Origin of the sequence: Stenotrophomonas sp., assembly GCF_035634915.1 — a bacterium.
In the GTDB taxonomy this organism is placed as follows: domain Bacteria; phylum Pseudomonadota; class Gammaproteobacteria; order Xanthomonadales; family Xanthomonadaceae; genus Stenotrophomonas.
In genome coordinates this window covers 73009-85902 of the sequence record NZ_DASQCB010000010.1, presented here as the reverse complement: position 1 = coordinate 85902, position 12894 = coordinate 73009, and the positions used below count along the sequence as shown (strand labels likewise).

The 12894-nt window shown below is 67.5% G+C and carries 8 protein-coding genes; all 8 read right to left on the bottom strand.

What is annotated here, in order from left to right:
• Nucleotides 1-18 precede the first annotated feature (18 nt).
• A complete protein-coding gene (locus VER16_RS08220) occupies nt 19-2286 on the bottom strand; it encodes a methyl-accepting chemotaxis protein (RefSeq protein WP_324807057.1) in 2268 nt (755 codons plus the stop codon).
• An 814-nt stretch (nt 2287-3100) separates the two neighbouring features.
• Entirely contained in the window at nt 3101-5467 is a 2367-nt protein-coding gene (locus VER16_RS08215) for a methyl-accepting chemotaxis protein (RefSeq protein WP_324807055.1), read from the bottom strand.
• Nucleotides 5468-5563: 96 nt separating this feature from the next.
• Nucleotides 5564-5947, bottom strand: a complete 384-nt coding sequence (locus VER16_RS08210; protein ID WP_324807054.1) for a hypothetical protein — start codon at nt 5945-5947, stop codon at nt 5564-5566.
• A 137-nt stretch (nt 5948-6084) separates the two neighbouring features.
• A complete protein-coding gene (locus tag VER16_RS08205) occupies nt 6085-6576 on the bottom strand; it encodes a chemotaxis protein CheW (protein WP_324807052.1) in 492 nt (163 codons plus the stop codon).
• 241 nt (nt 6577-6817) lie between these two features.
• Entirely contained in the window at nt 6818-7591 is a 774-nt protein-coding gene (locus tag VER16_RS08200; protein ID WP_324807049.1) for a flagellar brake protein, read from the bottom strand.
• A gap of 75 nt (nt 7592-7666) precedes the next feature.
• Nucleotides 7667-9910, bottom strand: coding sequence for a methyl-accepting chemotaxis protein (locus tag VER16_RS08195; RefSeq protein ID WP_324807047.1), 2244 nt, complete (start codon nt 9908-9910; stop codon nt 7667-7669).
• A gap of 3 nt (nt 9911-9913) precedes the next feature.
• Entirely contained in the window at nt 9914-10390 is a 477-nt protein-coding gene (locus VER16_RS08190) for a hypothetical protein (protein WP_324807045.1), read from the bottom strand.
• A gap of 213 nt (nt 10391-10603) precedes the next feature.
• Nucleotides 10604-12850 carry a methyl-accepting chemotaxis protein gene (locus tag VER16_RS08185; protein WP_324807044.1) on the bottom strand — a complete coding sequence of 749 codons (2247 nt, stop codon included), beginning with the start codon at nt 12848-12850 and terminating at the stop codon, nt 10604-10606.
• Between the last annotated feature and the right edge of the window lie 44 nt (nt 12851-12894).

The following is a 12894-nucleotide window of genomic DNA, read 5'->3' as shown; positions in this document are numbered from 1 at the left end:
CCGGAGCCGCCGCCGGGATCAGAATTCCTGCCAGTCGCCGTCGCTGGGGGCGACGAAGCTGGTGCTGGTGCTGGGACGGCGGGCAGGTGCCGGCGACTGCGGACGGCGCGCTGCACTGGCAGGCGGCACAGGCTCGACACGCGCGGCCACGGCCTTGACCGCAGCGGCCACCTGGTTGTCCAGCCGGAAGATGGCCACGGCATCGGCCAGCTGCGCGGCCTGGTTTTCCATCGCACGTGCGGCGGCGGTGGCTTCTTCCACCAGTGCAGCATTCTGCTGGGTGGTTTCGTCCATCTGCACCACGGTCTGGTTGACCTGCTCGATGCCGGCGCTCTGCTCCTGCGATGCCGCCGAGATTTCCGACATGATGTCGGTCACGCGCTGCACCGACGCGACGATCTCGCCCATGGTGGTGCCAGCCTGGTGCACCAGGATCGAGCCCTCGGCGACCTTGCCGACCGAATCGTCGATCAGGCCCTTGATCTCCTTGGCCGCTGCGGCCGAGCGCTGGGCGAGGGTACGTACTTCGCTGGCGACCACGGCGAAACCGCGACCCTGCTCACCGGCGCGAGCGGCTTCCACCGCAGCGTTCAGGGCCAGGATGTTGGTCTGGAAGGCGATGCCGTCGATGACCGAGAGGATCTCGGCAATCTTCTTCGACGAGGCTTCGATGGCCGACATGGTGGTGACCACCTGGTTGACCACGCTGCCGCCCTGCGCCGCCACGCCCTGCGCACCGATGGCCAGCTGGTTGGCCTGGCGGGCATGCTCGGCGTTCTGGCGCACGGTGGAGGTCAGCTCCTCCATCGAGGCGGCGGTTTCTTCCAGGTTGGCGGCCTGCTGCTCGGTACGGCGCGACAGATCGCTGTTGCCCGATGCGATCTCGCCTGCAGCCAGCGTGATGCTGGACGTGCTGGCCTGGATCTGACCGACGATCTGGGTCAGCTGGCTGACGGTGCTGTTGGCATCGTCACGCATGCGGGCGAACACGCCCTGGTAATCGCCGTGCATGCGCGTGGTCAGGTCACCTTCGGCGATGGCCGACAGCAGCTGCGAGAGCTTGCCGAGGTTGTCATCGCTGACCGCCATCATGGCGTTGAGGTTGTCCAGCATCAGGCGGAAGTCGTGATGGAAGCGCTGGGCATCGCCACGGCGGCTGAAATCGCCGGCGGCGGCGGCAGCGGCCAGCTGCTTGATCTCGGTATTGATGTGGCCGAGGTTGGCCTTGACCGTGTCCACGGTGGTGGTCATGGCGGCCTTCTCGCCCGGGTAGCGGGCGACGTCGCGGCTCAGGTCACCAACAGCGTACTGCTGCACCACGTCCAGCACGTCGTGCAGGGTCTGCACGTGGCTGCCGACCAGGGCATTGGTTTCCTGCACCATCAGGCCGTACTCGCCGGGGAAGGCGCTGGCGTCGATGCGGTGGCTGAGTTCGCCGGCATCATGGCGGCGGGCCATTTCGCGCTGGGCGCTGATGACCGCATGCAGCTGCTGCTGCATGCCGGACATGGCGTGCAGGAGGCGGCCGGTTTCATCGTGCGGCTGCGGGCCGATGTGGCTGTCCAGTCTGCCCCTGGCGATGCCCTCGGCAATGGCGGTGGCCTGCTTCAGCGGGCGGGCGATGCGGTTGCCGATGATCCAGCTCAGGGCCAGCACGATCAGCACCAGCACGCCGCCGGCCAGGGTCATCACGCCAGTGAAGGCCCAGGCTTCATGCTGCACGTCGTCCATGTAGACGCCGGTGGTGACCACCCACTGCCAGGGCGCGTACATGCCGGCGTAGGTGACCTTGTCGATGAGACCCTCGCTGCCGGGCTTGCCGGTCCTGTAATAGGTGAAGCCGCCGCCGAGGCGGGCCATGCCGACCTGCAGGTAGTAGATCGGCACGCCGTCGTCGGAGGTGTAGTCCTTCTGCACGGTACCCACGCGCTTGGGTGCGAACGGGTGCATCAGCACGCGGTACTGGGTGTCCAGCACGTTGTAGTAGTCGGCATCGTGGTTGGCGCGCATCACGTTCAGCGCCTGCAGGGCAGAAGCCTTGGCAACGTCTTCGCTGAGTTCACCGCTGTCGGCCAGGCGCTTGTAGTGGTCCAGGACGCCGTAGGTCAGTTCGACCTGGGTCTTCAGGCCGTCCTTGCGGGTCTGGGTGAGGTCCAGGTACTGCATGCGGGCGGCGATCACCGACAGCGCGATCACGCCGATCGCGATGAGCAGCGTCAGCAGGTTGAGCTTGCGCCGGACGGAGAGATTGCTGAAGTAGTGTTGCCAGCGATGCAGGAGGTTCATGAAGCGGACCAGGTCGAGACGGGCGGGCGGCGCCAGTACCGGTCAGGGCGCGACAGGCCGTGACAGAACGGTTATCGGCCGGGGGCGGGGAGATTTGAGGGTGATGCGCTTTGCGTATTCAGGGTTCCTTGCAGCGGCGGCTGCGGCGCTGCCTGCGGCAGGCTTTTGAAGCAACAGCAACAGCAACAGCAACAGCGGTCTGTCGGCGTTTCGTTACATCGAGGGAGGCGGGCCGGGGTGGGCAGGCGGGACACGCCGTTAACCCATCCATGGGGGCTCGTAGGCGCCTTGCTCGTGTGCGCTGTCCTGCGCACACGGCAAGACCGGGGTTGGGCGTCCTGCCCAACCCGCCCGAGGCATGCCTCGGGCCCATGGCGCCTGCGGTCCCGCCTGCCCACCCCGACCCGCCTCTTCATGCATCGCGGCGGCGGACGGCAGAAGCGGTTGTTGTCGGGGGACGGAATTAGGGACAGAGCCGTTTTCCTGCGGAAAACGGCTCTGTCCCCGGGAGAGGTGCAGCTGTTGCTCTTGCTCTTCTTTCTTCAATCGGGGGTGGACGCGCGGGAAACTGTCCGTGGCCGGGCGGGTGGGTTGCGCAGGGGTGTCCGCGGCATGGATGCCGCGGACAAGCCCCCATGGACGGGTTAACGGCGTCCCCTGCGCATCCCACCCGCCCGGCCAACCCACAAAATTCCAGCACAAAGAGCGCATCCACCCCGAGGGGCTTCGCCGTTGGCTGCTGACCCGGAAGCCCCGGAAACGAAAACGCCCCGGCACGGAGCCAGGGCGTCTTCGAAGCTTGCGGCAGCAGGAATCAGAACTCCTGCCAGTCTCCGTCTGCCAGCTCTGCGGCCAGCGAGCGGCCACCGGTGCTGCGGCGGGCTGCGGGAGCCGCCGGTGCCGGTGCCGGGGCGGCCACGCGCGGGGCCGGGGCGCGCGGGGCAACCACGGTCTCGGCTTCGTCCACCACGAAGATCGACACGGCCTCGCTGAGGTGGCCGGCCTGTTCTTCCATCGCACGGGCGGCAGCAGTGGCCTCTTCCACCAGCGCAGCATTCTGCTGGGTGGTCTCGTCCATCTGCACCACGGTCTGGTTGACCTGTTCGATGCCGGCGCTCTGTTCCTGCGAGGCCGCCGAGATCTCGGCCATGATGTCGGTCACGCGCTGCACCGAGGCGACGATCTCGCCCATGGTCGCGCCGGCCTTGTGCACCAGGGCCGAGCCGTCGTTGACCTTGCCGACCGAATCATCGATCAGGCCCTTGATCTCCTTGGCCGCGGCAGCCGAGCGCTGGGCCAGGGTGCGTACTTCGCTGGCGACCACGGCGAAACCGCGACCCTGCTCACCGGCACGGGCGGCTTCCACGGCGGCGTTCAGCGCCAGGATGTTGGTCTGGAACGCGATGCCGTCGATGACCGAGATGATCTCGGCAATCTTCTTCGACGAGGCTTCGATGGCCGACATGGTGGTGACCACCTGGCCGACCACGTCGCCGCCCTGCGAGGCAACACCATGCGCGCCGATGGCCAGCTGGTTCGCCTGGCGGGCGTGCTCGGCGTTCTGGCGGACGGTGGAGGTCAGTTCCTCCATCGAAGCGGCCGTTTCTTCCAGATTCGCGGCCTGCTGCTCGGTACGGCGCGACAGGTCGCTGTTGCCCGAGGCGATCTCGCCCGCAGCCGAGCTGATCGCACGGCTGGACTGCTTGATGCGGGTGACGATTTCGCTCAGCTGCGCAGCGGTGGCGTTGGCATCGTCACGCATGCGGGCGAACACGCCCTGGTAGTCGCCGTGCATGCGCACGGTCAGGTCGCCCTGCGACAGCGCGGCCAGCAGGCCGGAGATCTGCTCGATGCTGCCGGCGTTGGCGTCCAGCAGGCCGTTGATCTGCTGGGCCAGCTGCAGGAAGAAGCCTTCCTTGCCGCTGGCATCGATGCGGCCGGACAGGTCGCCCGCAGCGGCCTGGGCGATGACGCGTGCCACTTCGGCTTCGACCTGGGCTTCCTGGGTACGGTCGCGCCATTCCACCACGTAGCCGACGGTGTCACCGGCCTCGTTGCGGATGGTCGACGCCACCTGGGCGAACTGTGCATCGCCGTACTGCATCGGGCGGCGGGCCACGCCATGGGCCTTGAGGTTGGCCACCAGGCTGGCATCCATCTCGCCGCGGTGTTCCAGCACGGTGACCGGCTTGCCGACCAGCGACGCCTGCGCGTCGAAGTCCGGCAGGTCGCGGCGCACATCGTCCTGGTACTGGGCCAGGGTCTGCTGCAGCGCGCGGTTGCTGTAGACGATGGTGTTGTTGGGGTCGGTCAGGTACACGCCGGTCGAGCTGTAATCCAGCGCGGTGCGGATGCGCAGGTTCTCGCGGGCGATGGCGGCATCGGTTTCGATGCGTTCGCGCAGGTCGCGCTGCATGCGCTGCATGGCCTGCATCAGTTCGCCCACTTCATCCTGGCGGCTGACGTCGATATGGCCGTCCAGCTTGCCGCTGGCGACGTCGTTGGCGACCGAGACGGCGCCACGCACGCTGCCGACCAGGGCACGGGCGAACAGCCACACCAGCACCAGGCCCAGTGCGGCACCGCCCAGCAGGGCGATCACCATCAGCGTGGCCGAGGCGGCGTAGGTCGAGGATGCCTCGTCGCGCGATGCGCGGGCCAGGCGGTTGTCTTCGGCAATCAGCGATTCAAGTGCGGCCGTGGCCTTGTTGTGCTTGCTGCGGGTCTCGCCGACGAAGGTATCGATGGCATCGTCGGGCAGGTCCAGCTCCAGCATCTCGGTGACGCTGTCATAGGAAGCCAGCGCGGCCTTCCAGTCTGCTGCGAAGGCATCGAAGAGCTTCTTCTGCTGGGCGTTGTCGATCAACTTGGGATAGTCGACGACCGCCTTGTCCATGCGTGCGCGGACGTCCTTCGCGCGATTGCGCGCGTCGGTCTTGACGTCATCGCTGGCGCGGATCAGCTGCTGGTAGGCGGCATTGCGGTACTCGCCGACCATGCCGCGCATCTCGCCGGCCATGCGGATGCTTTCCATCCGCGAGCCCGCCAGTTCGGTGGTGACGTTGTTCAGCGAATGCAGGCCACGGTAGGCGACGATGCCCTGCAGCAGCATCACCAGCAGGATGACGCCGAAGGTCACCATCAGTTTCGGCATCAGTTTGAGGTTGTTGATCCACGGCATGGGCGTTGCGATCTCCTAAGGCAGACGCGCCCGGGCGTCTTGCCCGGTTGCAGCAGACCACGCCGGCGCGTGGCCGGCGTGGTGATGGACAGCGGTTTACTTGATGTTGGCCAGCTTCAGGCTTGCCGGCGAGCTGACTTCGATTTCGGCGCGCGAGGCATCGCGCTGGATCTTGCCGATCACGCACACGGTCTTGCCTTCCAGGGTTTCCAGCGGGAAGTTGAACTTGCCGCGGTTTTCACCGGCGATGCGGGCCGAGAAGGTGTGGCGCGGGAAGGCGCCGCCCATGTACAGGAAGGTCGGCTGGCCTTCGGAACCTTCTGCGTAGCGGGCCTTTTCGACCTTGCCGCAGACCATGCCGTCCTTGCCGACCGAACGCGGGGCCAGTTCCGGCGGGATCATGTCGGCCGACTGGGCGAAGGCAGAGGAGGCGGTGGTGGCCAGGACGGCGACCGAAACGAACGCAAGCAGGGACTTCATCAGGGTGATTCTCCGGGGATTGGGAAGGTCGATCCGGTGCGGCGCGCTCCTGCGCGACCGGGTTCCTGTCCCCCTATCGGCAGCGCCGCAGGGAACTGAAGGGCTCGGTTACGGAAACGTGAGCAAAGTCCGTTCGCTCAGGCGGCGGCGTCTTCGACCACGCTGGCCTGGCCCATGTCGGCGCTGTCCAGCAGGGTTTCGATGTCCAGCAGGATCAGCATGCGGTCGTCGTGGGTACCGATGCCGGAGATGAAGCGGGTATCGACGGCAGCGCCGAATTCCGGGGTCGGGCGGATCTGTTCGGCCGACAGCGGGATCACGTCCGAGACGCTGTCCACGACGATGCCGACCACGCGGTCTTCCACGTTCAGCACGATCATCACGGTGAAGGCGTCGTAGCGCGCGTTTTCCAGGCGCAGCTTCAGGCGCAGATCGATGACCGGGACAATGGTGCCACGCAGGTTGATGACGCCCTTGATGTAATCCGGCGCGTCGGGGACGCGGGTGACGGCGTCGTAGCCGCGGATTTCCTGCACCTTCAGGATGTCCACGCCGTAGTGTTCGGCACCGAGGGTGAAGCTGAGGAATTCGCCACCGGCGCTGGCGGCGGAGCTGGTCTTGTCGTTCATCGAGGGGTCCTGGTCTGCCGGATGTGCCGGTGTCAGGCTCGATATCGGCCCCGCGCGGGGGGACTTTAGGTGGGGTGGGTCATCCACGCATGGCGTGGATCTACTGGGGCACGGTCATCCACGCATGGCGTGGGTCTACTGGGGTACCGGATCGGCCCCGGATGGGTAGTGCCGGGCCATGCCCGGCGGTGCATGGGGCGATCCGCCGGGCATGGCCCGGCGCTGCCGCACCCCTGCGGCGCTACATCTCGCCGTTCTGGCGCGCCTTGCGCTGGCGGTCGATGCGGAAGATATAGCGCTGGATGGCGCTGTCGCCACCGCGCGGCAGGTCGTCAAAGCGCATGCCGATGCGCTTGACCTCGATACCGTTGGGTTGTCGCTGGGGCAGCATGTTGCACACCACCAGGCTGATCTGCAGGTCCGGGCCGTCGGGCATCGACAGGGTGGCGTTGTAGCGCTTCTGCAGGCTGAAGACCGCGCAGTCGCTGGGGACGGTGACCGCCAGCCCACCCCCGCTGATGTCGACTACGCGCATGGACAGCGCCTCCGCACCCGCTTCGCCGGCGGGCAGAGCCAACTGCGGTGAATCAGTGATGGGCGTTTCCAGGCGGTACAGCTCGCGGCGCTGCAGATGCACCAGCTCTTCGGGCAGCGGGGCGCGGAAGGCGACGTGGCCATCGTTGTCCACCCGCTCCAGGTCGTGCAGGCGGAAGCGCACCAGTACCCGTTCCAGCTGGGCGAAGCACAGCAGGTGGTCGGCCTGTTCGGCGGCGCGGTTGGACGCTTCCTGCGGGCTGCCATCGAGCAGCAGGAAGTCGTCGTCGTCGTCCAGCTCGAGCAGGGCGGTGGGGAAGGAGCGGTCGCGACCGTCGATATGGGCGTTGATCAGCGAGCGCTGGTCGATGAGCGAGCGCAGCAGCTGCCGCAGCTGGCGGGGGTTGCGCACCAGGAAGCGGTCGTCGGCGGGGTCGGCCGCGTGGTCATCGTGCAGATCGTTGTCGTGGCCGTCGGACATGGAATCTTGGTTCAGGGGCGGGGGCCGGCACCCGGTGGCGCGTGGCTTGAAAAGGGTATCGGCCGTGACCGCCGATTATGAAGTGTGAAGTGCATCACTTTCCATGAGGGGGTTCGCAGCGTCGAGCCTGCTCGACGGCAAGTGCGTCAGTCGAGCAGGCTCGACGCTACCGGGGTCGAAACCGCGTTCGCTCAGGTGGAAGCGTGCGACCGCCTCGGCCAGCAGGCCGGCCTGTTCGGCCATGCCGTGCGTAGCAAGGGTGGACGCCTCTACCAGGGCGGCGTTCTGGCGGGTCGTGGCATCCATCTGCGCGATGCTCTGGTTGACCTGCTCGATGCCGGCGCTCTGTTCCTGCGATGCGGCGGAAATCTCGCCCATGATCTGGTTGACCTGCTGCACCGCCTGCACGATCTGCCCCATGGTGCTGCCGGCCTGGTGCACCAGGCTGGAGCCTTCGGCGACCTTGCCGACCGAATCATCGATCAGGCCCCTGATCTCCTTGGCGGCGGCCGCCGAGCGTTGCGCCAGTGTGCGAACCTCACTGGCGACCACGGCAAAGCCGCGGCCCTGTTCGCCGGCACGGGCGGCTTCCACGGCTGCATTCAGGGCGAGGATGTTGGTCTGGAAGGCGATGCCGTCGATGACGGCGATGATCTCTGCGATCCTCTGCGAGGACGCCTGGATGGCTGACATGGTGCTGACGACCTGGCCCACCACGGCGCCGCCCTGGCCGGCTACGGCGGCCGCGCCGCTGGCCAGTTGGTTGGCCTGGCGCGCATGCTCGGCGTTCTGTCGCACGGTGGCGGTCAGTTCCTCCATCGTCGCTGCCGTTTCCTCCAGGTTGGCAGCCTGCTGTTCGGTGCGGTCCGCCAGGTGGCCATTGCCGCGCGAGAGATCGCCTGCGCTGCGGGTGAGCGTGCCTGACGCAGACTGGATGCTGTCGACGATGGCGGTGAGCTGGGCCACGGTGGCGTCGGCATCGTCACGGATGCGTGCGTAGAGCCCGTGGAATTCCCCCTCCATGTGCACGGTGAGGTCGCCGCGTGACAAGGCCGCGAGCAGGTGCGAGATCTGCTCGATGCTGGATGCGTTGGCATCGAGCAGGCTGTTGAGGCGTTCGGCGAGCTGCAGGAAGAAGCCTTCCTTGCCGGCGGTGTCGACGCGGCCGCTGAAATCGCCCAGCGATGCCGCTTCGACGATCTGGCCAAGCTCTTCCTCCACCTGCAGTTCGACGGTGCGGTCGGCCCATTCCACGACAAAGCCGTGACGCTGCCCGGCAGCGTCGATGATCGGGTTGACGATCAGGCGCATGCGGCGGCCGCCCACGCGGATCTGGGCGCGGTAGGTGCTGGCCAGGCCGTCGAGCAGCGCGGCCTGGTGGGCCGGGTTGCGGTGGAAGATGTCGATGCTGCGGCCGAGCAGGTCGGTGGCATCGAACTGCGGCAGGTCGCGGCGCAGGTCGGCTTCAGCGGCGGCCAGCATGCGTTGCAGGGGCCGGTTGACGAAGACGATGTTGCGCTCGCGGTCGGCAATCATGACGTGGGTAGTGACATCGTCCAGCGCCGTGCGGATGCGCAGTGACTCGCCGTCGGCCGCGTGTTCGCGGGCGCGCCGCTGCAGCAGCTGGTTGCCGGTCAGTACCAGTGCTGCGGCCAGCGAATCGCGCGGGAACCGTGCCGATTGCAGGCTGTCAGGCAGCGGCTGGTCTTCGGCCAGCCCGCGCGCGAGCTGGGCCAGCTGCTGTGGGTCATGGCCGAGCAGGAGCAGCTGCCGACGCATCTGCACCGCCATCACCGACAGCAGGCCGGCCTCGACCACGACATACAGGGCATGCAGTGCCAGTACGCCCAGCCCACTGCCGCTGGCGAACACCGGATAGGGCAGGCCGCGCACCTGCAGTGCGTAGAACAGCACGTGATGCACGGCGATGGCGGCGGCCGCAACCACGATCGGCAGCCAGTCGCGGTAGTAGAGCAGCAGGGCGATCAGCACGATGACGGTGAAGTGGGTTTCCAGCTGGCCGTGCGTCTGGTGGATCAACGTGGCCGACAGCACCATCCAGGCCAGGGCAACGGTACAGCGGCTGATGCGGGTGCCGGGCAGGCCATGGACCTGCAGCGCGACCACCAGCAGGGTGGGCAGCGAGACCGCCAGCCATGGAGTCCACTGCCCGCTGTGCACGGCCAAGCCCAGCGAGGCCAGGGCCAGGCCCACGGTGACGGCCAGGAACAGACGGTCCGCGCTGGCCGACATGGCGCGCAGGAACGGCAGGGTTTCGTGACCGGCCAGGGGCGAGGGAGGAGGGGAGGATCCGTGCATGCGCTACTCCTTGCAGGGGCATGGGGTGGAGAGGATGAGTGGCGCCTGCGGCCCGCGCAGCAGCTGGCTGACCAGGGCGGAGGCAGCCAGGGCGCTGCGGCTGCAGCCGGGGCCGAGCAGGGCGGGACCGGCGTAGACCAGTCGCTGGTCGTGCAGGACCAGCCAGTCGAAGGGCAGGGCGAGGGCGCTGTCGCGAATGCTGATCCCCGCCGGTGGTACGGTGCCGTCGGTACACGGGCAGTGGCCGGTCTGGCGCAGCAGCACGGGGTGATGGCGGCTGGCGGCGAGCATTTCAGGAGGAATCTGCGCCAACAGCTGCGCAGCGCCCCAGTCGTGCGCTGTAGTCGCAGTGACGCGGGCCGTCTGCAGCCAGAGTACGGGTATCGTCCAGCCAAGCCAGGCGGAAAGCAGGAGGAGGCCGGCCAATGCTGGCCAGCGCGGTGCGGGTGCCCGTAGGGGTTCGGCGCTGGCGGGCATCATCGGGCCTGCTGGGGGCGTTCTCCGATAACGGCGCGATGGGGGGAAGCTGAAGGGGGCGATCACGTGCATCCACGCATGGCGTGGATCTACTGGTGGGGCACATGCATCCACGCGTGGCGTGGATCTACTGGGTTGGGGCCGGTTTTCAGTAGATCCACGCCATGCGTGGATGAACCCAGGGGGCGGGTCCGGTTTACCCGGACCCGCCGTTGCTCAGAACTCCTGCCACTCGCCGTCGCCAGCCAGTGCGGGCTGGGCGACGGGCTTGCGTGCAGGTGCCCGCGCCGGCACCGTCGCGGCGGTCGGTGCTGCCTTGCGTGCGGCCGGGACGACGGCGGCCATCCGCGGTGCGGGCGCAGACAGGCCCGGCGTCGCCAGGCGGAAGCGGGCCACCGCCTCACCCAGCTGTGCGGCCTGGTCTTCCATGGCACGCGCCGCAGCGGTGGCTTCTTCCACCAGTGCGGCGTTCTGCTGGGTGGTTTCGTCCATCTGCACCACGGTCTGGTTGACCTGTTCGATGCCGGCGCTCTGTTCCTGCGAGGCCGCCGAGATCTCGGCCATGATGTCGGTCACGCGCTGCACCGAGGCGACGATTTCGCCCATCGTGCTGCCCGCCTGGTGCACCAGGCTGGAGCCTTCGGCCACCTTGCTGACCGAATCGTCGATCAGGCCCTTGATCTCCTTGGCCGCTGCAGCCGAGCGCTGCGCCAGCGTGCGTACTTCGCTGGCGACCACGGCGAAACCGCGACCCTGCTCACCGGCTCGGGCGGCTTCCACGGCGGCGTTCAACGCCAGGATGTTGGTCTGGAACGCGATGCCGTCGATGACCGAGATGATCTCGGCAATCTTCTTCGACGACGCTTCGATGGCCGACATGGTGGTGACCACCTGGCCGACCACTTCACCGCCCTGCGAGGCGACACCGTGCGCGCCGATGGCCAGCTGGTTGGCCTGGCGGGCGTGCTCGGCGTTCTGCTTCACGGTCGAGGTCAGTTCCTCCATCGAGGCGGCGGTTTCTTCCAGGTTGGCCGCCTGCTGCTCGGTACGCCGCGACAGATCGCTGTTGCCCGACGCGATTTCGCCCGCGGCCAGGGTGATGCTGCCCGCGCTGGCCTGGATCTGCCCGACGATCTGGGTCAGCTGGGCGACGGTGGTGTTGGCATCGTCACGCATGCGCGCGAACACGCCATTGAACTGGCCGTCCATGCGGGCGGTCAGGTCGCCCTCGGCGATGGCCTGCAGCAGCTGCGAGAGCTGGCCCAGGTTGCCGTCGGCCACCTGCATCATCGAGTTCAGCTGTTCGATCATCACCTTGAAGTCATGATCGAAGCGTCCGGCATCGCCGCGCTGGCTGAAATCGCCGGCGGCGGCCGCGTCGGCCAGCTGCTGGATCTGCGTGTTGATGGCCAGCAGGCTGGCCTTGGCCGCGTCCATCGCCTCGTGCAGGAACGCGCGGGTGCCCGGCAGGCGCTGTGCGTCCTGGGTCAGGTTGCCGGCGGCGTACTGGTTGAGCACGTCGATGGCTGCACGGATCGAATCGAGGTGCTCGAAGATGACAGTGTTGATGCCGCCGGCCAGCTGGCCGTAGACGCCCGGGAAATCCTCGGGGATGCGGTGGCTGATGTCCGGGCCGGCATGCATCTGCGCCATCAGCTGGGTCTGTTCGGAGAAGCGGCGCAGCATGGTGGTCATGTCGCTGGTGGCGGTCAGCATGCGTCCGGCTTCATCCTTGCTGGTGGCCTGGGCGGTGACGCTCAGATCGCCACGCGACACCGCCTGGATGGCGGTCAGGGCCTTGCCGAGCGGGACGGTGACGGCGCGCGAAATGACCACGGCCAGCGCAGCCGCCACCAGCGACAGCAGCACGATGGTGCTGATGATGGCGATGACGCTGTTGCGGTGGGTGGCGTTGGCGTCGTCGATCTTGCCCTGCATCTGGGTCGCGATGAAGGCACCGAGCGCCTTCAGATCTTCAAAGGCCTTGCGGCGCGCAGGGCGCGACTGCTCATCTGAGATCTGCTGGGCGAGTGCGCCGTCGCCACCGTTGGCTGCCTCGCGCAGCTTCGCGTTGGCGGCGAAATAGGCATCCACACCCGCCTTGACCGGTGCATACAGGGCGCGTTCCTTGTCGCCGGCCGGCAGGGCGGCGTAGCCCTCCAGCTCCTTGCGCACGATGGCGGCGGTGTCATCCATGCGTTTGTTGTAGTCGGCCACCTTGTCCGGCTGGTCAAGCATGGTCAGCAGGGCCATTTCGTAGGTGCGGAACTCGCCGAGCTGCGAACGCACCTCGCCCAGGTGCTGCACCGAGGGAATATCGTTGCTGGCCATGCTGCCCAGTTGGGTGTTGGCCTCACTGAGGCGGACCAGGGCGAACAGGCCCAGGACCAGGGTCATCAGGGTTGTCAGGGTGAACCCCACGGCCAGCTTGCGGGCGATGGGCAGATCGTGGAACCACTTCATGCAGGGGTGCTCCAGGTGGGCAGAGGGCCGGCGCGTGTGTACGG